Annotated in this window: 15 protein-coding genes and 1 tRNA gene; 6 read left to right on the top strand and 10 right to left on the bottom strand. The window is 60.9% G+C overall.

The annotated features are described in order from the left end of the window. Nucleotides 1–51 precede the first annotated feature (51 nt). From rsmH to coaD, 3 genes are all read right to left on the bottom strand, one after another. Nucleotides 52–939 carry a 16S rRNA (cytosine(1402)-N(4))-methyltransferase RsmH gene (rsmH, locus tag VHX65_01895; GenBank protein ID HEX3997278.1) on the bottom strand — a complete coding sequence of 296 codons (888 nt, stop codon included), beginning with the start codon at nt 937–939 and terminating at the stop codon, nt 52–54. A 333-nt stretch (nt 940–1272) separates the two neighbouring features. Further along, nucleotides 1273–2334, bottom strand: coding sequence for a DUF1559 domain-containing protein (locus tag VHX65_01890; protein ID HEX3997277.1), 1062 nt, complete (start codon nt 2332–2334; stop codon nt 1273–1275). A 78-nt stretch (nt 2335–2412) separates the two neighbouring features. Next, complete coding sequence (coaD, locus tag VHX65_01885) at nt 2413–2922, bottom strand: pantetheine-phosphate adenylyltransferase (GenBank protein HEX3997276.1); 510 nt, start codon at nt 2920–2922, stop codon at nt 2413–2415. A 129-nt stretch (nt 2923–3051) separates the two neighbouring features. On the opposite strand from coaD, the gene VHX65_01880 reads away from it, so the two are divergent. Then, a complete protein-coding gene (locus VHX65_01880) occupies nt 3052–5040 on the top strand; it encodes a UvrD-helicase domain-containing protein (protein HEX3997275.1) in 1989 nt (662 codons plus the stop codon). A 475-nt stretch (nt 5041–5515) separates the two neighbouring features. Here VHX65_01880 and VHX65_01875 read toward each other — a convergent pair whose 3' ends face one another. The 5 genes from VHX65_01875 to VHX65_01855 form a co-directional block, all read right to left on the bottom strand. Then, on the bottom strand, nt 5516–6634 hold the full coding sequence (locus VHX65_01875; GenBank protein HEX3997274.1) for a hypothetical protein: 1119 nt from the start codon (nt 6632–6634) through the stop codon (nt 5516–5518). 330 nt (nt 6635–6964) lie between these two features. Next, a complete protein-coding gene (locus VHX65_01870; protein ID HEX3997273.1) occupies nt 6965–7741 on the bottom strand; it encodes a molybdopterin-dependent oxidoreductase in 777 nt (258 codons plus the stop codon). 199 nt (nt 7742–7940) lie between these two features. Further along, nucleotides 7941–8618: a cytochrome b/b6 domain-containing protein gene (locus tag VHX65_01865; GenBank protein ID HEX3997272.1), complete on the bottom strand. Its 678-nt coding sequence runs from the start codon at nt 8616–8618 to the stop codon at nt 7941–7943. 139 nt (nt 8619–8757) lie between these two features. Further along, the gene (locus tag VHX65_01860) at nt 8758–10131 is read right to left on the bottom strand and encodes an MFS transporter (GenBank protein ID HEX3997271.1); all 1374 of its coding nucleotides are present in this window, start codon (nt 10129–10131) and stop codon (nt 8758–8760) included. Between the two features lie 568 nt (nt 10132–10699). Then, a tRNA-Ala gene (locus tag VHX65_01855) sits at nt 10700–10772 on the bottom strand. 306 nt (nt 10773–11078) lie between these two features. Here VHX65_01855 and VHX65_01850 point away from each other — a divergent pair. The 3 genes from VHX65_01850 (at nt 11079) to VHX65_01840 (ending at nt 17506) form a co-directional block, all read left to right on the top strand. Continuing rightward, complete coding sequence (locus VHX65_01850; GenBank protein ID HEX3997270.1) at nt 11079–12233, top strand: lysylphosphatidylglycerol synthase transmembrane domain-containing protein; 1155 nt, start codon at nt 11079–11081, stop codon at nt 12231–12233. Between the two features lie 191 nt (nt 12234–12424). After that, nucleotides 12425–15766 carry a transcription-repair coupling factor gene (gene mfd / locus VHX65_01845; protein ID HEX3997269.1) on the top strand — a complete coding sequence of 1114 codons (3342 nt, stop codon included), beginning with the start codon at nt 12425–12427 and terminating at the stop codon, nt 15764–15766. Between the two features lie 312 nt (nt 15767–16078). Further along, a complete protein-coding gene (locus VHX65_01840) occupies nt 16079–17506 on the top strand; it encodes a peptidylprolyl isomerase (protein ID HEX3997268.1) in 1428 nt (475 codons plus the stop codon). On the opposite strand, the gene VHX65_01835 is transcribed toward VHX65_01840, so the two are convergent. After that, a complete protein-coding gene (locus VHX65_01835; GenBank protein HEX3997267.1) occupies nt 17494–18522 on the bottom strand; it encodes a redoxin domain-containing protein in 1029 nt (342 codons plus the stop codon). The two genes, VHX65_01840 and VHX65_01835, sit on opposite strands and share 13 nt — an antisense overlap. 204 nt (nt 18523–18726) lie before the next feature. Here VHX65_01835 and VHX65_01830 point away from each other — a divergent pair, with 204 nt between their 5' ends. Together VHX65_01830 and VHX65_01825 are read left to right on the top strand one after the other, a co-directional pair. After that, the gene (locus tag VHX65_01830; GenBank protein HEX3997266.1) at nt 18727–19257 is read left to right on the top strand and encodes a class IV adenylate cyclase; all 531 of its coding nucleotides are present in this window, start codon (nt 18727–18729) and stop codon (nt 19255–19257) included. A 149-nt stretch (nt 19258–19406) separates the two neighbouring features. Then, nucleotides 19407–20738 (top strand): citrate synthase, encoded by a 1332-nt coding sequence (locus VHX65_01825; GenBank protein HEX3997265.1) that lies wholly within the window; start codon nt 19407–19409, stop codon nt 20736–20738. A 90-nt stretch (nt 20739–20828) separates the two neighbouring features. Here VHX65_01825 and VHX65_01820 read toward each other — a convergent pair whose 3' ends face one another. Then, a complete protein-coding gene (locus tag VHX65_01820) occupies nt 20829–21857 on the bottom strand; it encodes a hypothetical protein (protein HEX3997264.1) in 1029 nt (342 codons plus the stop codon). Nucleotides 21858–22145: the final 288 nt, after the last annotated feature.

The following is a 22145-nucleotide window of genomic DNA, read 5'->3' as shown; positions in this document are numbered from 1 at the left end:
AAATTCGTTAGCCCGAATGCAGCAACCGCTGCCGTAGCCCACTGGCACGCATCAGCTCTCGCTGGCTCGCTCCGCAACACGCAGCTTCGCACTGCGGCTCCGCGGGTTGCGTGCACACTCTTCGTCGCCCGGCACAATCGGTTTGCGCGTCAGCGCCCGATACCGTGGATCATCGCGAAATGCTTCCTTCACGCGCCGATCTTCCAACGAATGAAAACTGATCACGGCCAGCCGTCCGCCGGGCGTCAAACAATCGGGCAAACGCCGCAAAGCAATTTCCAGGGACTTTAATTCATCGTTGACCGCAATCCGCAGCGCTTGAAAGGTTCGCGTCGCGGGATCGATCCGTTTCGGCCCGTGGGGCCGAGGCACGACGCGGCGAATCAATTCCGCAAGTTGGCCGGCCGTTCGAACCGGATCGTCGCGACGGCGCTCGACGATCGCCCGGGCGATGCGACGACTGAAGCGTTCTTCTCCATATTCGTAAATAATGTCCGCCAAATGCTCCGAGCTCAGACGGTTGATCAGCCGCCAGGCCGGCTCACCGGCCGACGGATCGAATCGCAAGTCCAAGGGGCCATCGGCCGCAAAGCTAAAACCCCGATCCGCGTCGGCCAGTTGGTCGCTCGACAGGCCCAGATCGAGCAAAATTCCGTCGACGGCCGGCCGTTCGCACTGCTCCAGCACTTCGGGCAAATCGCAAAAATTGGCCTGCACCAGCCGCACCGGGAAACCTGCAAGTCCTGCCGCGGCCCGCTCGATGGCCGCCGGATCGCGGTCGAGGGCAATGACTTGCCCGTCCGGTGCAACCCGTTCGGCGAGCGCGCGCGTATGGCCGCCGCCGCCCAGGGTGCCATCAACGAACGTCTGGCCGCCGCTGGGTATGAGCCATTGGAGCACCTCTGCCAGCAGGACCGGTTGATGCTGGGAAGCCGTCACAGGGAGTATGTACTCGATTTTCGCCAAATACGGCAAGAGAGTTTGGGGGAGATCGCGTCGATGCAAATTCGGCATCCCTCGCCGCTCCACCGCCCACCGGCGGCTAGCGCCTCGCCGCTAACCGGGGCATCTACGTGTGAGCGGCAAGCCGCCAGCCGCCGGTTGAAGCATTGCCGACGAACGATTGCTTGTGTGCCACTGGCTCTGCCAGTGCTGAAATCCTCGGTAATTCCTGCACTGGCGGAGCCAGTGGCACACGAAGATCCGCTCGGTCGAAATTACTTCAACAGGCTGCAAGCCGCCGGTGACTGTGATCGTCCTTCAAATGCCTGTTTATTGCAACGCGCGATCGTCGATCGGATGGCCGTCGCTGCGATTGCATAGTTCGCCCAGGATGGTCGTGTCCATCGTATAGCTGAGCCGGTGGATGGAGCCGTCGCAAAAGACGAATCCGGCGCCGTCGGGATGGGCGCTTCCGAAGCAATCCCAGGCATCCATGCCGTAGGTGTCTTCGAGCAGTGGCTGACTTGGCGAACCCCAGCGGCAGACATCGTCGAGAAAACCGATGTCCCAACCTTGAAAATCGCCTTCCAAACTGCCGTTGGTATAGGCGTCGGGCGACATGTATTTTTCTCCCGATAAGATCGTGTTGCTCGCGCCGTCGGTGATATGTGCTAGCTGAACCGTGCTTAACAGGAAGTTCACGCCGGTCGCGGCGATCGCCGATTGATCTTGAAACTCGCCCAAGGCCATGTGATTTGCCAGCACGCCGGGAATCTGGCTGTCGCCGTCGGCGATCGACGACGGGCCGTTGTAGTAAAAGCCGGAAGTGGTGTCGCCGGAGTTGGCGGCATAATCGGTCTTTCCTTGCATGCTGACGTAGGTCATGTTGATGTAGAGGGGCGTAAAACCGCTGAACGTGGATTGATGCGTGTAGGCGGCCACGGCCCGCCGGCTGGGGCAAATGAAGGCGGCAATCGGCGTGGCCGCGGCAGCGCCGAGGGCAGTGTATTTCTGCGAAGGGCCGAGGCCCGAGCCGACATCGTGCACCGCCGTTTGCTCGATGAACGGAAGGATGTTGTAGAAAAATCCGCCCGGCTGCTTTGGAGAAAAGCCCTGGTCGGGATCGCCGGCCCACCACCAGCCCCAACCGCCGGTCGGCAAAAATCCCATTTGCGATTCGTGCGCGAGCGCCGCCGTGCCAATCTGTCGCAGATTGTTGGAGCAGGTCGACCGCCGAGCCGCTTCCCGCGCCCCCTGCACCGCAGGCAACAACAGCGACATCAGAATCCCGATTATCGCGATCACGACCAACAATTCGACGAGCGTAAAACCGCGGCAATCGCGCGGGCCATTTTCACCCGCCGTTCGAAATCTGATCGTCGTGAATTGCATGGGGCGCCGTTCATCTTCCAGCCCTATTGAAACAGCCGCCTGTGGGGGCGTCAACGAACGAGGGCTAGAGCGACCAGTCTACGCGCCCGCGGCCGGAAACTTCTTCCGCAACTCGCGCAAAACCACCGGCGGCACGAATTGCGACAACTCTTCATCGCTCGCCAGCGGCGTGATCTGCTTCAACAGCGAACTTGAAATGTGCGAATACTGGGCGTCGGCCATCAAAAACACCGTCTCAATTCCCGGATCGAGTTGCCGGTTGGCCAACGTCATCGTGAATTCGGATTCAATATCGGTCAGCGATCGCACGCCGCGGAGCATCACCCGGGCCCCGCATTGCCGAACGAAATGCACCGCCAGCCCGCCGAACTGCCGCACCTCGATATTGGGCAAATGGGCCGTCGCTTGGCGAACCAGCTCGACCCGCTCGTCGGGCTGAAACAGCGGTTGCTTCTCGATATTGACCCCCACGCCGACAATCAACCGATCGACCAACCGGCTGGCCCGCTCGACGACATTCAAATGCCCAAGCGTGATCGGATCGAACGACCCGGTATAAACCGCCACGCGTGAGTCGGATTCGGTCATGGGCGAGGGGCGAGGGGCGACGGCACGAATGCTAAAAGTCTAGTCCATCGCCGTTTCGCCGTCCAGGAAATGGCCTCGACGCGGCAACCACCTTCTCCGCCGTCGCTCCGAACGCTACGCTTGCAAGCGATGTCCGACGCATTGAATCCATCGCAGCGCGAAGCAGTTCGCACGTTGAGCGGTCCGCTCTTGGTGTTGGCCGGGGCGGGCACGGGCAAAACGCGCGTCGTCACGCATCGCATTGCCGAGTTGATCCGCCACGGCACGCTGCCGGAAAAGATCCTCGCCGTTACGTTCACCAACAAGGCGGCCACGGAAATGCAGCAACGCACCAGCGCCCTGCTCGGCCGCCGATTGCCCAAACGGCCCGAGATTTCCACGTTCCATTCGCTTTGCGTCCGTGTGTTGCGGCGGCAGATCCATCATCTCGGCTATCCGCCGAAATTCGCAATTTACGACCGTGGCGACCAGGAGGGAGTCGCCCGAACCGTGCTCCGCGAATTGAGCATCCCCACCACGTCGCTGCGGCCGGGCGATTTGCTCTATCACATCGGGCGGTGGAAAACGGTGTCGATCGCCCCGGCCAATGCCGCCGCCACGGCCGAAACCGACAAAGAACATCTCGCGGCTGCCGGGTACCGCCGCTACCAAAAAGCAATCAAGGCGGCGGGGGCCGTCGATTTCGACGATCTGCTCGTGCTGGCCGAGCAATTGCTGGCCCGATTTCCTGACGTTCGCCGCGCCGAGGCCGCGCGATTCAGCCATGTGCTGATCGACGAATATCAAGACACCAACGCCTGCCAGTATCGGATCATCAAGGCGTTGGCGGTCGGACATCGCAATCTGTGCGTCGTCGGCGACGACGATCAATCGATTTACGGCTGGCGCGGCGCCGAAGTGGCTCACATCCTGCGATTCAAACTCGATTGGCCCGAGGCCATAGTCGTGCGGCTCGAAGACAACTATCGCTCGACCGCCGAGATTCTCGAATTGGCCAACCGCCTGATCGTTCACAACCGCACGCGGCACTGCAAAGTGCTCCGGGCGGCCATCTCCGGCGGCCACCGCCCGCGAATCCTCCAGTGCCAGGATGAGGAAGACGAAGCGAAGCAAGTGACAAACGACATTTTGGGCCGCCTCGCCGATCCGGGCCGACAACCGCGCGACTTCGCGCTATTGTTTCGCACGAACGAACAATCGCGCCCCTTCGAAATGGAAATGCGGCGGGCGCGGGTGCCGTATGTGCTCGTCGGAGGAATGTCGTTCTACGATCGCAAAGAGGTGCGCGATATCGTCGCCTATTTGAAGTTGCTGGCCACCCCGGCCGATGAGATCGCGCTGTTGCGAATCATCAACACACCGCCGCGCGGCATCGGCCAATCGACCGTCACCGCGCTCATGGAATTTGCCGTGCGCGAGCGCCGCCCGCTCTGGGAGTTGCTCGGGGATCTTCCGGCGGAACTGAAACTTTCCGCCGCGGCGATCGAGGCCATTCGCAAATTTCGATCGCTCATCGGCGAATTTCAGCAGCGGCTCAATCGCGATCCGCCGCTCGCGGTCGTGTCGGATTTGATCCATCGCATCGGCTATAAGCACGAACTGACGCGGCAATATAAAAACGCGGAAGAGCAACAGTCGCGGTGGGCGGCGGTCGAAGAATTGGTCAATTCGCTCGGCCGCTATCAGCAACGAGCCAAGCAGCCCGACCTGCGCGAATTCCTAGACGAAGTGGCGCTCGGCGATCGCGACGATGGCGACGACAAGGAATCGCAATTGGCCCGCAATGCCGTGGCGCTGATGACGCTGCACAGCGCGAAGGGGTTGGAATTCCCCGAGGTGTATATGATCGGGATGGAAAAGGGATTGTTGCCGCATCATCGGGCGGTGACGGAAGGCGAAACGGCGATCGAAGAAGAACGCCGCCTCTGCTATGTCGGCGTTACGCGGGCCCGAGAACGGCTTACTTTATCTTTGGCGCTCTCACGAATGAAATGGGGCAAGAGCCGCCCGACCGAGCCGAGCCAATTTCTCTACGAACTGACCGGTCAAACGCCAGCCATGAAGGTGAGCGAGAAAGGAACTGGCCGCCCCCGGCCCGGCGCGAGCCCGCAGCACTAGCAAGGGAGAAAGCCAACCTGTTGCCCCGGACAGTCGTCTCGAGCAGCCGCATCTCGTCGGTCAGAAACGGAAATTGCTCGTGGGCGTAGACATCCATCGGGCCATCCATCACGATCAGGCCGGATAAGAAGCCGAGGCTTGACGGAACCGGCTCACCCTGGAACAGCCGCACGGTCCGGGCCGATAGCTTCCTGGCCTCGAGCGATTCCGCAATGGAACCGATTGTTTCGCACTCGACGTGTTGCAGGACGGTCACTTCGGCTGGCATCGGATTCCTCGTGGGATTCGAGCTCGTGGAAGATGGTTGGTCGGCACCGTGAGGTGGCGCGTCATTCTATCGAAGCGAAAAGAACGACGGACAGCCTGCGGCGATCCTCACCGGCGCGAATCGCTGAACCACCATCAGCCGATCGCTGACCAGCCCAGCACGACGGCCGGCACACCGATGGCGACTGCGGCATCCGCCACGAAAATCTCATCCGCTCGATCGAGCGCTTGCTTGCAACGCTTGCAGAGTGGGCATGGCGCTCGATCGTTCGCAGGCCCGCTGCCATAGATCGCCGAGCGCTTGCGGGGCTTGGGCCACTCCCAGGCACAATAGCGGGGCGATCAGAGCGCCCCAATATTGATTGAACGGATTGCCGACGATCGCGAAGCCGCCGAGATACACGGCCGCGGTCAGCCCCGCGCGGCGGCCCCACGGCGCCGTCCATCCGGCGAACCCCAACAGCGCCAGCGACAAATAGATGGCCGTGATCCATTGCGGCAGTTGCAGCAGATAGGCATTCACCTGCGCGACAGAAATGACAAACGCGGCGCCGCCGAAGCGGATCCAGCCGTCGCTGTGCGCCAGCGCATGCGGGCCGATTCGCGGCAGAACCTGCATTGCATGGGCCGCATACCATAGCCCATACAGAAACGCCGCGCCGCCCCACGCAGACACCTCGCGCCATCGCCGCTCGCTTATCGCCATCAAGCAGCAGACCACGCAATACGCCGCTGCCAATTCTCGCACCACCAAGGCGGCGAATCCTAGCCCGACACCCCAGCCGCTGCGCCGCATGCCGTAGGCCAGCATTGAAAGAGCAATCAACACGCCGGCCCAAAGCTCATGCATCACATAGAGCTGATCGAGCACACAGGGAAGCACCGCCCCGATCATCAACAGCCCGCAAAAAACACCGCGGCCAAATTGTCCATCCCGGATCAGCAAATGCCAGAATCCGAACATCATCCAGATCGCCATCAGCGCGAGAAGCACGCGGCCGATCATCGGCGTCGGCAACACGCCCAACAGCCACAGCGGCAGTGGGGTTCGCCAGTTGAACACACTGCGGGTCGGATAGCCGCGGCTCGGCAATTCGGCAGCGGCCGCATCGTAATAATTCTCGCCGGCGTGAATTCGTCCGACGATTGCCTGGTACAGCGCGATGTCGCCGGGCCGACGCAAAGGTTTGTCGGCGAAGCCGGTAGCGAGCGGCGAGACGGCGATGCCAACGAACAAGAGTGTCGCCAATAGCGCGACGATCAGCACGCCCCGCGCAGCGGCCGGCGAAAGCCGTCGAAAACCAGACGATTGCAGAGCGGAGTCCATCGCGGAATCCCGATAAGCCGCCACTTCGAAACCAAGCGCGCAGCCCTTGAGCACGGGGTGAAGTTGCTTACTGCGGTTTGCTGCCGGAGCCCGCGCGCTAGCCAGGGAATCGGGCTGATCCTCCCTCGCTAGCGTTTCGGGCTCCCGGTTTTTCTGCATCGTCGGGTGCCATGCCCACTGCCTTGAATGGGCATGCGCCTCACCCGGTGAAACCATGCCACGCAAAGCCGTGGGCATGGCACCCATCGACCGATTACCACAATTGAATGGCAATCCCCAAGAAAGCTTAGCTTACTGGCAAGGTCCGTTGGGGCAGCTTTGACGGCCGTTCTACAGGCCCGCGTACCAGTCGTAGCCCCGTTCGGCCCAGTAATCGGCGGGCCGGCTGTCGAGAAAACGGATCGTGCCGATGCGCTTGATGTTTTTGATGCCGTATTTCACCGGAATCACGAGCCGCAACGGGGCACCATGTTCGAGGGGCAACGGCTTGCCGTTCAGCTCGTAGCAAAGCAGCGTTTGCGGGTGCATTGCGCTGGCCATATCGAGGCCGACATAGTAACCCCGATCCGGCGTTTCAAGCTGCACGAAGTCGAATAAATTCCCGGGCGAAGCGGGAGCGTTCGGATCGCGGAGGCCGAGATTGTGCGCCGATAGAAAGTCGGCGAGCCGAGCGCCCGCCCATTGCACCACGACGCTCCAGCCTTCGATGCATTTCAGCTCCGTGATCATTTCGGCCCGCGGCAGGGTTTTGATGTCGTCGAGCGAAAACCCCCGCGATGCCTTTCCCGCGGGCATTTCCACTTTCAATTTCCACTGCGCCGGATTGAACTTCGGATCCGCCAGGCCGAATTGCCCGTTGGCCCGCGGATCGCGCGCTTGATCGGCGGAATAAACGGGCGAAAGCCGCGAGGAGCTGAAATACGCTTGAGCCACCTTCGCATTAAAATTCAGCGTCTTTCGCAGAAACCAAGGGATGCCCGCATTCTGAGCCTGCAGCTTCAACCAAAGCCAGCCAGCGAATCCAACGGCCGCGGCTCCACCGGCCACCGCAAAACTTCGCCGCGAGAGCCGGCGCATCTGCTGCTCCGCGGTGGGGGAGGAAGGCAACGGCGAGGATGAGGGTGAGGGTGACAGTGAGGGGGGAGGCAGCGGTGGAGACTGGGGCGGAGATGCGATCGCGGCCGGCGCGGCAGGTGTGATTGGGGGGACGGTTGGCGGGTCGGCCGGCGGCCACTTGGCGGCCCTTTCGGTGTCCTCGCCCCTCGCCCCTTGTCCCTCGCCCCCCGGCACTTCGCCGGCGGTTTTTTCAGTTGGATTCATAGGGTGCGTCCTCCGGCGCGGCGAGTTCGTAGCCGGCCACCATCGCTCGGAAATTGTTCCAACCGGCTCGGATCACTTGCGCGATGTGAACGACGAAGAACAGCACATATCCGATGACCAGCAGAAAATGCTCCCAGCGGGCCATTTCGTAGCCGCCGAGAAGCCAAGTGAGCCATGAGAACTGAATCGGCTTATAAATCGCCAGCCCGGTCAGAAGCGAGCCGGCGCCCATCAACACGACCGCGGTGTACGCCAATCGCTGGGCACCGTTGAATTTCCGCCGCGGCAACGGCTTCTTGCTCAAACGCAAATCGTGCAACACGACATCAAGCGCCTCGCGCGGCGTGTCACGATTCGGCAGCAGATGCCGCCACTGGCCGGAAATGAACGTGTAGCCGACGTAGATCAACCCGTTGATTGCGAAAAACCACATGAAGAAAAAGTGCCACGCCATTCCCTCGGCCAGCCGATGGCCGAGATTCAGGGCCGCATACCACGAATCGGGAAAAAAGTGGAACAGCGTGAATCGGCCCAGCCCGACGCGGTAAACATCGTTGGCCCAATAGATCAAGAGCCCGCTCCAAATCATGATCGCCAGCAGCGGCGCGTTGAGCCAATGAAACACGCGAGTCGGCAGCGAATGTTTTTTTTCGAGGCGTTTCATCGTCGATGTCTGATATGGTCCACCGGCGCGGGATTCAAGCCCAGGGAACGCCCGGAGAGCGATCTCTCCATTGGCACACGCGTTCCAGGCCTTCCCTGGGCTTAGTGACCGCTACCTCAAGGATAGCATTGCAGACGGTTCAAGCAACGGTGCGGCTGCGGCGGGGATAGAAGACCACGAGCGCGATCAGGCACGCCAGGCAGGTCCACATCGGAACGCTGAAGAGCTTCGTGTAGTCGAGATGGTCTTTGTCGATTCTGGCCCACTCCGCCACCCAGCCGGCGATTTCGCTCCCCACGATGATCCCGACGCCAATCATCACGAGGTTGAACAAGCTCTGAGCGCTCGCGCGCACGTCGCCGGTGGTTTGTTCGTCGACGACCATGAACGCGATGAACACGAAGCAGCCGAATGAAAAACCGTGCATCGCAATGCCCAAGATCAGAATCGGCACGGGGCCAAGATGCGTCGCCGCGGCAATCGGCCCGACATAGGCGAACAAAAACATCCGCAGCCCATAGGCGATGATCCCGATTGCCAGCAGCGTCTTGCGCGAAAGCGCCTTGGCGAGAATGGGCATCATGGCCAACACGCCGAATTCCGCAAATTGGCCGACAGTCATCAGCCCGCCGCCGCCGACACCGAAGATCGAATTGATCGCGTGGAACAGGCTCTTCGTGGAAGACTGGCCATTCGTGGCTTCGGCAGCCGCCTGAAACTGCCCTAGAAAACCCGCGGTGTGCACGAAATAAAATTGATGCACGCAACTGATCGGTATCGAGATCAAGAACAGCGTGAGCAGCGGGTTTTTCTTGATTTCGCCGAGCGCTTCGACCGAGGCATTTTTCTTCTTGCCCTGGCTTGGAGGCGTGTGCGGCAGGAGGAAGCAGAACAAGCCCATGGCGATGCCGAGAATGCCGCTCAGGCGGAACGCGTCGGCCATGCCGCCGGCCTGGGAAAGCAACATCTCGTTGGCACTTGCTCCGGGGGGCGTGTAGTGATGCAGCAGCCATTGGGCCACCGACATGCCGACCACGATCCATCCGATCGTGCCCCATATTCGCACTTGTCCGAAATCGCGATCGCGATCGGGTAGATGATGAAACGCCAACGAATTCGTAAGCGACAGCGTCGGCGAATAAACCAGCGAATAGACGAACGAAAACGCCAAAAACTGCCAATAGGTCGTGAGCGACGCTAGAACCCAGATCAGCGCCCCGCCGATCAAATGGCTGACGGCCAAAAATCTCTCGGTCGAAAAATAGCGATCGGCAAGTTGTCCGGCGAGAAATGGAGCGATGATCGCCCCCAGCGCCCCGACGGCAAACATATCGCCGATCTCATGGCCGTTGAATCCAAGATGGTTTGCCAGATAGGGCCAGAGCAGCGGCAGCCATGCGCCCCAAATCGCGTACTGCAAAAACATCATCGTCGAGAGTTGCGTTCGCAACTGCATCGACATCGGCGGCGCAGCGGCGATCGCCTGCGGCGGCTTGTAGGGATTGCCTTCCATCGTTGACCGTCAGCTGCGGAGAGAAGTGGCCTGACAATTGGGCGGCCCGGCAACCTCGGTTGCAGCCGTGCCATTTAATCTGCCATAGACTAATACGAAGCGCCGGCAAAAGCGAGTAGCGCGCGAATCGCCGGTATCGAGGGACGTTTGGCTAGCATCTCGGCCTGAAGGGCCGATTCTGCCAGCCCAGCCCGGAGCCGCGTAAGCGGCGCAGGTCTGGGTAAATACCCCGCGCAATGCGCCCGGCCCTGAATGGGCCGTTCAACGAGGCGACACGAAATGGAACGGCGCCTATCAGGGCCGGGCAGCACATCGCAAGCAACCACGAGCCATGGCTCCGCCGCTCAACCGGCTCCGCCCTGGACTGACGGAACGAGCCTTTCAGGCTCGGACGCGACTTTAGATGCCCAGCAATGAGTGCTGCGTTCTCTGCGCCGAAACGTTCGCCTTGACGCTATTTATCGCCCGTGCGACGATGTTGCCGCAAAGCGATTCCGACCTTCCGACCCGGATTGCGTCGGAATCATTGCGAGCTTTGGTTGCGGCGGTCGCCCGCGTTAAGAAAAAGTGGAGGATAGGGGATTTGAACCCCTGACCTTCTGGCTGCCAGCCAGACGCTCTCCCAATTGAGCTAATCCCCCAGAATCACACGTTGACCTTCAAGTCCAACCGTACAATGAATTAGTATATCGACCTTTGCCGCGGAAAATCGTATCCGCAAATCGTATTCGCCCGGCAAGGGATTCCACGCCCGCGGCGAACAAAAAAGCTATCACTGTTGCCCACACGTGTCAAGTTCGCAAGCATCGTTCGAATCCGGTAGAGGTACGGTTGCCGTAGGTCAGCCTTTCTAGGCTGACGAAGCCCGAGGAATGTCAGGCTGGAAAGCCTGACCTACTTGAAAACGTACCACGACCCCGAATTGCCAGCACGCCGGAAAGCCCCCTTTGAAAACCGCTCCCGCCAAGTTCTCTCCCACGAAGCTTATTGTCAAGCTGCTGCAATGGGGCATCTTGCTCGGTATCGTCGCCTATCTGGTGCGCGATATTTATCGCAACGACAGCTTCGGCGAATTGTGGAACGAACCGAAGCGGTGGCATCTGCTGGCTGCCGCCCTGGTGGTGACATTTCTGGGCGTGCTACTGACGATCATCCGCTGGTTCTGGCTGCTGCGGGCGCACGATCTTCCGCTTTCGCTCCGCGATGCGTTGCGGCTGGGCTTCTTGGGGTTTTTGCTGAATTTCGTCTCGCTGGGGGCCGTCGGCGGCGATTTGTTCAAGGCCATCTTCGCCGCCCGCAAGTGCCACGCCCGCCGGGCCGAAGCAGTCGCCACCGTCGTCATCGACCGCTTGATTGGGCTGTATGTCATTTTCGTAATGGCCAGCGTGGCGATGCTGGCCACCGGCCTGTGGCGCTCGGCCGACGATCGCACGATCCAGCTGCTGTGCCGGGCAACGTTTATTTGCACCGGCATTGGAACCGTGGCGATCATTCTGCTGATGATGCCCGATCTCGACGGCGGAAGAATTCTCCGCTGGCTCGGCGGCTTGCCGAAAGTCGGCCGCACCTGCGAACGGCTCATTAGCGCGATGCTCTATTATCGCAACCACAAGCGCGTCATGGCGATGTCGCTCGGAATCACGGTGGTAGCCCAGAGCCTGCTGTTCCTGGCCTTTTATCTCGTCGCGGCCGGATTGCTCAGCGAGCATCCGTCGCTCGAAACGCATTTCGTGATCGTGCCGCTGACGACGATCGCGGGCGTGGTGCCGCTGCCCGCCAACGGCTTGGGGGCCATCGAACTGCTCGTTGATTATCTCTACAAAAATGTGACGCCGGCGATCGACCACATCACGCTGCCGAACAAGGATTTGGGCGTGCTGGTATCGTTGGGAAATCGGATCGTGATGCTGGCGGTGGCGCTTGTGGGAGTGTGCTACTATCTAGCCGCCCGCCGCGAGGTGGCCGAGATGATGCACGAGGTTGAAGAGGAGAAAGTTCATTCGCTGCTGGAAGCCGCCGACGATTCGGGCGAGACAGCGATTGGCGATCGCGTCCCGTCGGCGACCGAACAGGCGCCCATGGTGCCGTCAAGGGGGGCGTAGGCGCAACGAGATTATTGGTGACGGCACTCGATACTTTGTAAGGAGCGACAAAACGCCGTTATCGTAGTAGGCATACTCCGTGTGCCGTCTGCGCGCCGCGGCGTGTTGCGCAAAGAGCGGGGCAGACGGCACACGGAGCGTGCCTGCTACTTTGGTTGCGGGTCCGCCGCTAGCACCGATTGTCAGGGAGCATGGTTGAGTCGCAGACGACAGCCGATGTCATGCAGCGGCTGTTGGAATTAGCCGAGCGATTGCGGGAAGACGCGGGGTTTGCCGAAGTCGTGGCCGCGCTGAAGGCGGGGCACGGGGCTACGCTCGGCGGAGTCTGGGGCTCGAGCTGCGCGCTTGCCGCGGCCGCCTTGGCCGCCGAAGCGCCTCGGGCGCTACTGGTCGTCTGCCCGCGGCCCGCCGACATCGATCCGCTCTGCGATGATCTGGCCCTGTTCACGACGCTGCATCCCGAGCGGTTCCCGGCCTGGGAATCAAGCCCCGGCGAAGGCAAGATCGACGACGATATTCATGGGGACCGGTTGCGCGTGTTGAAGCGGTTAGCTGCCGCAGGGGAGTTGGGGGCGAAGGGGACGGTCCGCTTTTCTTCCGAAGACTCCAGAAAAGGGGACAGTCCCCGAGCGCGTTCCCCCCGCGCGTCACACGCCCCTCGCCCCTCGCCCCTCGCCCCTCTGCTGCTCGTCTCCAGCATCCAAAGCCTGATGCAACCCGTGCCTCCGCCGGACACCTTGGCTCGGCAGACGCGCGTGCTGCGGGTCGGCGATGAGCTGAATGTTCCCGACTTGCTTCGCTGGATGGCCGAGGGGGGATTCGACAATACGACGGCCGTCGGCCTGCCGGGTGAATTTTCTCCCCGCGGCGGAATCGTCGACGTGTTCGCGCCGGATTGGAACGCCCCGGTGCGGATCGAGCTGTTCGGCGATCAGATCGAATCGCTGCGGTGGTTCGAGGTGTCGACCCAGCGAAGCCTCGAATCGCTCGACGCGGTTGAAATCACGGTTCTTCGGCCCGACGCGGGGCATCGCGCCTATCTCACCGATTACCTCGGCCCGAATAGTTGGATCATGCTCGTCGAGCCGCAGGAAATCGACGAAGAAGCGAAACACTATTCGGGCCGGCTCGAGCGTCCGCAAGAGGTCCACGAAAAAAGGGACGTGCTTACCGAAATTTATCGCTTTCCTTCGGTCACGGCGGCCGGCGTGGCCAGCGGCTCGCTCGAAGCGACCTGCCACCTGAGGATCGAAAGCGTCGAGCGGTTCAGCGGCGATATCGGCAAAGTGCGCGACGAGCTGGATTCCGCCGCATCGGGCCAAGACGTCACCCTGATCTGCCAGACCGAAGCCGAGACCCAGCGGCTCTCCGAAATCTTCAGCGGCACCCGGCTCGCCTCGCTCGGCAAATTGCATTTCACCGTCGGCCATCTGCAGTCCGGCTTTCGGCTGGTGGACCAGCGGATCGTGCTCGTGAGCGGAAACGAATTGTTCCACCGCGGCGATCTCACCCGGCCAAGCCGCCGCAAGCTCGGCCGAGTGATCGATAGTTTTCTGGACCTCCGCGAAGGCGACTACGTCGTCCACTTGGCCCATGGCATCGGCCGCTATCGCGGGCTGAAGCTGCTCGACAAGCACGATCAGGTCGAAGAACACCTGGAACTCGAATTCCACGGCGGGACGAAAATTTACGTGCCGGCCGTGAACATCGAGTTGGTGCAGAAATATGTCGGCGGCAGCAAGGCGAAACCGGCGCTTGCGCGGATTGGCGGCCGATTGTGGGCCAAGCAAAAGGAAGCCGCCCAACAAGCCGTCACCGATATGGCGGTCGAGATGCTGCAATTGCAGGCCGTGCGGTCGTCGCGCCCTGGCATTCGCTTTCCTTCCGATACCGCCTGGCAACGAGAATTCGACGCGGCGTTTCCCTATCGCGAAACGCCCGACCAACTCACCGCCATCGCCGCCATCAAGCACGACATGCAAATCGAGCGCCCGATGGACCGCCTGCTCTGCGGCGACGTCGGCTATGGCAAGACTGAAGTCGCCATGCGGGCGACGTTCAAAGTGATCGACGCCGGTTATCAGGTTGCCGTGCTCGTGCCGACGACGATTCTTTGCGAGCAACATCGGCGCACGTTTACGGCGCGGATGGCCGAATTTCCATTTCAAATCGCCGCGCTCAGCCGCTTTTGCACCGCTCGGCAACAAAGCCGCATCGTGGCCGGATTGAAAACGGGTGCGATCGATATCGTCGTCGGCACGCACCGGCTCGCCCAGGGCGACGTCGCGTTTGCCAACCTCGGCTTGGTGATCATCGACGAAGAGCAGCGATTCGGCGTCGAAGTGAAAGAGCGCCTCAAAACCTTGCGGCAGACGATCGACGTGCTGACGCTCACCGCCACGCCCATTCCGCGCACGTTGCACATGTCGCTGCTCGGCCTGCGCGACATCTCGAATCTCGAAACGCCGCCGGAAGATCGCCTGGCCGTCGAAACGCGTGTCACCCGCTTCGACGAATCGCTGATTCGCCATGCCGTGTTGCGCGAATTGAATCGCGGCGGACAAGTGTTTTTTGTCCACAACCGCGTCAACGACATCGGCCTGTTGGCCGCCAAGCTGCAGCGGATCGTTCCCGAGGCAAGCATCGGCATCGGCCATGGACAGATGCCCGAGGGCGAATTGGAACAAGTCATGTTGGACTTCGTGGCCGGCAAATTCGACATCTTGCTGGCGACGACGATCGTCGAAAGCGGGCTCGACATCCCCAACGCCAACACGATGTTCATCGACGAAGCCGATCGGTATGGCCTGGCCGACTTGCACCAATTGCGCGGCCGCGTCGGGCGATACAAGCATCGGGCCTATTGCTATCTGCTGTTGGACCCCGGCAAATACGTTTCCGGCACCGCCGTCAAACGGCTCCGAGCGATCGAGGAATTTAGCGACATGGGGGCGGGCTTCGCCATCGCCATGCGCGATCTGGAAATTCGCGGGGCGGGCAACATCCTCGGCACCCAACAAAGCGGGCACATTGCCGCCGTCGGATACGAACTCTATTGCGAGCTTTTGGAACGGGCCGTTCGCCAAATGAAGCAGATGGCCCCGAAGGTGACCCTTGATGTGAATATCGACCTTCCCGGCGAGGCTTATATTCCGCGTTCCTACGTCGGCGATATGCGATTGAAAATCGATCTTTATCGCCGGCTGGCCCGCGTTTCGAAGGCCGATGAACTGGCCGCCTTGGAGGCGGAAATGATCGATCGCTTCGGCCCGCCGCCCGCTCCGGTCGGACGATTGGCTCGGCTGGCAGAGCTGCGGATCGCGGCCGCCGATTGGAAGATCGACACGATCCGCCGCGAGGACGGCTTCTTGGTTTTCGATTACGGAAATCGCCGCCGCATCGAGCAACTTGCGGCCATCAAGCCGGGCCGGCTTCGGATCGTCGACAATCGCAGCGCCTATCTTCCATTGCAAAAGGGCATTGCGACATTCGAGGAGTTGTTTGCGGCCGCGAAATCGATGTTGCGGCCCTGAGCCGGCCTTGTCTATAATCCCACCCCGCGCAGCCTAGGGCGGACGGGCGCCAAGCCCGGGAAAGGCCGCCGTGCGGTTTGCTTTTCGGAGACTTCTCTCCCGGCCTTCCCCGGGTCTGGAGTTCGGCTTAGACTCGGCCACAAAATAGTTCTCCACAGCCCGCTGTCCCCTTGCGGTAGAGGGCAGGGCGAGGGGCTCAAAAAACGGAAGCTATTTTTCGGCCGAACTTAGACTCGTGCACGCCCGTCCCTTGTCGGTGCTACGACCCACGTTCGGTTCAATTCGATTGACCTGACCCCAAGCCGGTGGCGCGTGACTCGATTTCTCTATCCGGCCTTTCTCACGGCAACGTTGGCGCTCGCCGCAGCGCTCTGCCTCGGCCCGACCGCGGCAAACCGATTGCTAAGCGTGGTGGGCGTCGTGCAAGCACAATCGCCGACCCCGATCGGGCCCGCTCCGGCAGGCGGATATGGCGATGGAAGCCAACCGCTGCCGGGCTTCAACACGAGCCCCGGCGCTCCCTTCGACCGCTTGATGACCACCGCTCCGACGCAGCCGATGCCGGTCGCTCAGCCGCAGAACTGGGCTTCTGGCGCCCAGGGCCCGAACTCGAATTCCTCAATCCGCTCGGTATATGTCCCGCCGGCCGGCGCTCCGCCTGCTAAGCCGTTGGAAAGCGCGGCGGTCATCGCAGTTGTCGGGCCCGAGGCGGTGCTGGCGTCGGAATTGAGCCCACGCTACGAAGCCTATCTGGCCGACAAAATGGCCGGCGCTCCGCCCGAACAGCTCGCCGGCGAACGCCAAGAACTGATTAAGCAGATGAAAAATCTGATCGATGTCAAACTGCTGGTGACCGAAGCCACGGCCACCATCCCTCCCGATGGGCTCAAGGATTTTCAAAGCAAGGTCAACGAACAGTTCGACAAAGAACAAGTCAAACAAATGATGGAGCGGGTGAAGGTCAACACGACCGCCGAACTGGACGCGGTGTTGCATCAATATGGCACTTCGCTCGACCGCAAGCGACAGCAAGCGTTCGAACAAACGCTGGCACACGAGTGGCTCACCGAACACGCCAAACCGGAGAAGGAAATCGATTTCGATACGGCCTTGGTCTACTACCACGACCATAAGGCCGATTTTTCGTTCCCCTCGCAGGCTCGTTGGGAACAACTGACGGCCTCATTCGCCAATTTCACCGACAAAGCGGCGGCATATCAGGCGATCGCGGCGATGGGCAACGACGTGCTCAAGGGCGCAAAGTTCGCCGAAGTCGCCAAAAAGCTCTCGCAAGGACCGACCGCCGCCGACGGCGGCTATCGCGGTTGGACCACCAAAGGGGCGCTTGTCTCCAAAGTGCTCGACGATGCGCTGTTCAGCCCGCTTCTGCCAGTGGGCCAAATGAGCACAATCATCGAAGACACCGATGGCTTTCACATCATTCGCGTGATCGAGCGCAAGTTGGCCGGCACGGTGCCGTTCCGCGATGCACAGGGCGACATCAAGAAAAAGCTATTGGACGATCTCGCGAAGAAAAATATTGCCGAGTATCTCGACAAACTCCGCAACAAGACGACGATCTGGACGATCTTCGACGACGCGGGGCAAGCTCCGGCGGGCCAGGTTCCGCCCGGCAGAGCGGCAATTCCCCAAGTGCGGGCGCCGGGTCAAGCGCTGCCCCCAGCCTATGGCCCAAATGCCGCAGCGCTTCCCCCGCCGCAATCCGCCTACGGCCGGTAGCCGCCGCCCAAAATTTTCTGCGCTTCCTTTCCGGCATTGCTGTCGGGCGAGTCTTTCACGATTTTCTGCAAAATCGGAGCGGCCCTCTGTCGGACCACAGGGTTGCTCGAAACAAGAAGCTTCTTGGCCCGATCGAGATCGCGTTGAGCCGCCAGCCCGGCTCGGATTTTGGGATCTTCCGCAAGCTTCTTCTTCGCCTCGACCGCGCTGTCGGGAATGTCGAAATCCAAAAACTTCTGGTCGATCGCACGGTAGAGATTGTAGGCTGCCCAGATGTCACCCTTCTCCTCGGCCTTTTTCGCGTCGGCGACCATCGAGTCGATGGCAGGCTGCACGGCGGCAATCAGCTTTTCGGCGCCGGCCTTTATTTCCGCATCCGGCGATTTGAGCGCCGCCTTGAGCAGCGGACCTGCTGCACGATAGTTGCCAAACTCGACGCCCTCCCATGCGGCGACAAGCTTGAACGGAACCTCGTTTGGATCTACCTTCCATGTCGCCCCCTTCCGCGCGGCCGCGGCCGTGCCGGGAATGTCTTCCCAGTTCGCCAATTGCAAATGTCCGTCGGAAGTAATGACGCGCAACTGACAGATATTCTGCAGACTGATCGGCGGCGAAATTTGCGACTCCAACTCGTATTTGCGACTGGTATCGACCAGAATCGGCCAAGTGACCTTCGTTTCATGGACGTACTTGTCGAGCACTTCTCGCGGCGCGCCGGAACTGACCCCGATGAACAGCACCGGTTGCCCCTCGAACAGCTTGGACAATTCCATCAGCTCCGGCCATTTCTTCTTGCAGCGCGGGCATTGATCGGAGAAAAACCACAACACCACCCCCTTCCCCTTCAGGTCGTCCAAGCGCAGCGGCGCCGTGTTGATCCATAGCCCTGGATCCTGCGGAAACTCCGCCGCCTTGAGTCCGTGCCACGCCATCGAGGGCACCTGAGCGTGGGCCGACGACAAACCGGCGAACGAACCAACCACCGCTACCGCGCCGCAGAGAAGCCAGGTCTTCATAGCGAAGCCCCTTGTAAAAACCGAGCCGCGTGGAGATGAACGAGAAATGCTTCGCAAGATTCGACGAATGCCCCGCATCCACCCATCGTTTTATGAAAGCAAGCGGCCGTCTGTCAATCGATGCCGGCCGTTCGGGGCAGGCGGCCAGCGCTTTTGCCGCGGCACAGCCGGCTTGCGGAATCGCGAACCAATGCGAACAGGATCGTGAGCAACCCACGGCGAAATCTCGAGCTCAAAGCGCGGCTGCGAAATCCCGCGGCAGCCCGTAAACTCGCCGAAACATTGGCCGATCGGCCGGTCGAATTGCAAACGCAATGCGACACTTATTTCCACTGCCGCCGCGGCCGGCTGAAGCTGCGCGAAATCGACGGCCGCGGCGGGCAATTGATCTGCTACGAAAGAGCCGATCGCGCCGAACCGAAAGCGAGCGACTATCGGCTGGTAGAAGTCGGCGCTTGCCGCGGCCTCGGCGAAGCATTGGCCGCGGCGCTCGGCGTTCGCGCGGTCGTGCGCAAGCATCGGCGAATCTATTGGCACCGCAACGTGCGAATCCATCTCGATGAAGTCGAATCGCTCGGCGACTATCTGGAGTTCGAGGCCGTTTGTGCCGATTCCGCCGACGAAACCGTCTCGCGGCGCCTCGTCGACGAATTGACGACGCGGTTTGGCTTGATGCCGGACGATTTGCGGTGCGGCTCTTACAGTGATATGCTTGCTGCGCTGGATGGCGGATAAATCGTGTGCCATGGCTCCGCAGGCGGCACGACCGAACGCCGCGAGCGTCGATTCCGACTGAATTGTCGAAACGCTGCCGGGCCGATAAAATTCATTGTGCTCGCTTGCCTGAAGCGCCCGATTTCTCCGTACCGCCAGAAGGATGCACCATGAGCTCGACGCTGGATACCGCGCCAAAATCCAAAGTCGCGACCGGCGACATCGGCAAACTGAAAGTCGGCAAACACGAAGTCGACCTCCCGGTCCTCGTCGGCACCGAACAGGAACCGGCCGTCGATATCAGCAAGCTACGAGCTCAAACCGGTTTCATCACGCTCGACGAAGGCTACGGCAACACCGGTGCATGCACCAGCGCGATCACGTATCTCGACGGCGAAAAAGGAGTGCTGCGGTATCGCGGATATCCAATCGAAGTGCTCGCGCAGCGGTCGGATTTCGTGGAAGTCAGCTACCTGTTGATCTACGGCGAGCTGCCGACCGACGACGAGTGGGACCGCTTCCGCGGTTCGCTGCTGCGGCACACCATGCTGCACGAAGACATGCGGTCGTTCTACAACGGCTTGCCGCGCGACGCCCATCCGATGGCCACGCTCAGTTCCGTCGTCGGAGCGCTGTCGACGTTCTATCAAGATTCGCTCGATCCGCGCGATTCAAGCCAAGTCGAGATTTCGGTCCATCGCCTGATGGCCAAGCTGCCGACGATCGCGGCGTGCAGCTATAAGAAATCGATCGGCCAGCCGTTCATCTACCCGCGAAACGATTTGTCGTATCTGGAGAATTTTCTCCACATGATGTTCGCCGTGCCGTGCGAACCGTATCAGATCGATCCCGATTTCGTCGAGGCATTGAACCTGCTTTTGATCGTCCACGCCGACCACGAGCAGAATTGCAGCACCTCGACCGTGCGGATGGTCGGTTCGAGCGACGCCAACCTGTTCGCTTCGATCTCGGCCGGAATCTGCGCCTTATGGGGCCCGTTGCACGGCGGGGCCAACCAGGCATGCGTCGAGATGCTCGAACAGATTCGCGCCGAAGGGGGCAACGTTAAGAAATATGTCGACTTGGCCAAGCAAAAAGACGGCGGCTTCCGGCTGATGGGCTTCGGCCACCGCGTCTACAAAAACTACGATCCCCGCGCAACGATCATCAAAGCCACCTGCGATAAGCTGCTTAAAAAGCGCTCGATCAACGACCCGATCTTCGACATTGCCCAGGAACTCGAAGAAACCGCCCTGTCGGATCCCTATTTCATCGAGCGAAAGCTCTATCCAAACGTCGATTTCTATTCGGGAATCATCTATCGAGCGCTCGGCATCCCGGTCCAGATGTTTACGGTGCTCTTCGCAATGGGCCGGCTTCCGGGCTGGATCGCCCATTGGATGGAGATGCACCATTCCCCGAACAAGCGCATCTGCCGCCCGCGCCAGATCTACACGGGGCCCACCGAGCGCGAATATGTGCCGCGCAGCCAACGCGGGTAGCGCGGGGCACACGCAGCGGCGCGAAACCGCAAGCGAGCTTCCAGCCTCCGCTTGCGATTTCGCAACTTTTTTGCGGTTCAAAGGCGGCCGCTATTTCGCCCCACCGTTCGGCGTTGCGGCGGCATTCGCGCCGATCCGCTTCCGGAGCGCTTCCGCCTGCGCCTTTCGAACCAATTCGGGCGCGCCCGGATCGAATTCGATCGATCCGTCCCCCAAAAGAAACGCCAACTGCCGAGCGGCTGTCCGCCGCGTACTTTCCTGCGGGCGATTCAGCAACACAGCCCAAAGCGATCGATTGTCCATCAACTGGCTGGCTTCCTGCTCCGGCGTGTCTTCCGTCGACTCGGCCTGCATGTCGACGATGCCGTCGATCCGCGATGCCTGCTCGAAATCGAGTTGATGGCGGTCGAGCGATTGCAGAAAGGGAAGCACAACAGTCCCTTCGGCGCGCAGTTGGCGATCCGCCGCTTCGCGAACCATGAACTGATCGCTGGCCAGATTTCCAACCAAGCGGCTCCAGCGGCGGAGATTTGCCTCTCGATATGCCCCCGCGATCCGCAGCATTTGCGATTCGATCGCTTGCGCCGTCTCCACCAACCGCCAGTCGGAGCGCAGCATCGCCAACAGCGGAAGCAAATGCTCACGGCAAAGCTCGGGCTCGGACAGCAGCAGATACCAAACGGTGTCGCCCCGGATTTCGCGCTTCACACCGTCTTGTTCGACAGTGAGCACGATCGGCCCGGTTCGTGGCTGCTGGAAATCGACCTGGGCCGCGTGCGGCTTCTTTGCCGGATGACGCGAGATCGACACATCGCAGCCGTCGGAAACGTTTACCGAGAGCTGCTCGGTGTCAGTCGCCAGATCGTATTTGACTGACGCTTCCTCTTCGTTGTTCGTGCTCACCGAGAGAGTTTCATGGCGTCCGGGCTCGATCGTCGAGGTTTGCTCGCGTTCGAAGCCCGGTTGATCGGCCGTGGCCTCGATTCGGCCCCCCGCCATCGAGAACCGCACCACAACCAACCGGCTTGTCAGATTTGGCAGATCACTGGTTTGTCCTAAAACCGTTGCCGCCGACGCAACCACGCACGCACCCACCACTCCTCGCAATAGAGACCGCATGGCAGATTCCTCTGTCTTTCTCCCCCGCGCATGCGACTGCTGGATCAAACGATTCGCGGTTCCTCCCGCAATCTCTTGCATCGAGCAGCCATTGAAGTGGATCGCTCCTTCGAAAATTGCCTGCCGAACGCAACAAGGCGCCACGTTTCGGCCAACCACCAAATAACTGTCACCTAATAGTGTACCGAGACAGGGAAGGGCTGAACGACAATTTTTTCGGCTCCGTGCAGCGGCGCCCCAAGCATTCAGGCCCTAGAATCACCACGGCTAATATTTAACCACCACATT

Source organism: Pirellulales bacterium (assembly GCA_036267355.1).
In the GTDB taxonomy this organism is placed as follows: domain Bacteria; phylum Planctomycetota; class Planctomycetia; order Pirellulales; family DATAWG01; genus DATAWG01.
Note: the sequence above shows the minus strand (reverse complement) of the source record. Positions and strands in the feature narration are given on the sequence as shown.

Coding starts and splice junctions, on each gene's coding strand:
- VHX65_01890 (HEX3997277.1), bottom strand. CDS start 2,334: ATGCAATTCACGACGATCAGATTTCGAACGGCGGGTGAAAATGGCCCG.
- coaD (HEX3997276.1), bottom strand. CDS start 2,922: ATGACCGAATCCGACTCACGCGTGGCGGTTTATACCGGGTCGTTCGAT.
- VHX65_01880 (HEX3997275.1), top strand. CDS start 3,052: ATGTCCGACGCATTGAATCCATCGCAGCGCGAAGCAGTTCGCACGTTG.
- VHX65_01875 (HEX3997274.1), bottom strand. CDS start 6,634: ATGGACTCCGCTCTGCAATCGTCTGGTTTTCGACGGCTTTCGCCGGCC.
- VHX65_01865 (HEX3997272.1), bottom strand. CDS start 8,618: ATGAAACGCCTCGAAAAAAAACATTCGCTGCCGACTCGCGTGTTTCAT.
- VHX65_01860 (HEX3997271.1), bottom strand. CDS start 10,131: ATGGAAGGCAATCCCTACAAGCCGCCGCAGGCGATCGCCGCTGCGCCG.
- mfd (HEX3997269.1), top strand. CDS start 12,425: ATGGTTGAGTCGCAGACGACAGCCGATGTCATGCAGCGGCTGTTGGAA.
- VHX65_01835 (HEX3997267.1), bottom strand. CDS start 18,522: ATGAAGACCTGGCTTCTCTGCGGCGCGGTAGCGGTGGTTGGTTCGTTC.
- VHX65_01825 (HEX3997265.1), top strand. CDS start 19,407: ATGAGCTCGACGCTGGATACCGCGCCAAAATCCAAAGTCGCGACCGGC.
- VHX65_01820 (HEX3997264.1), bottom strand. CDS start 21,857: ATGCGGTCTCTATTGCGAGGAGTGGTGGGTGCGTGCGTGGTTGCGTCG.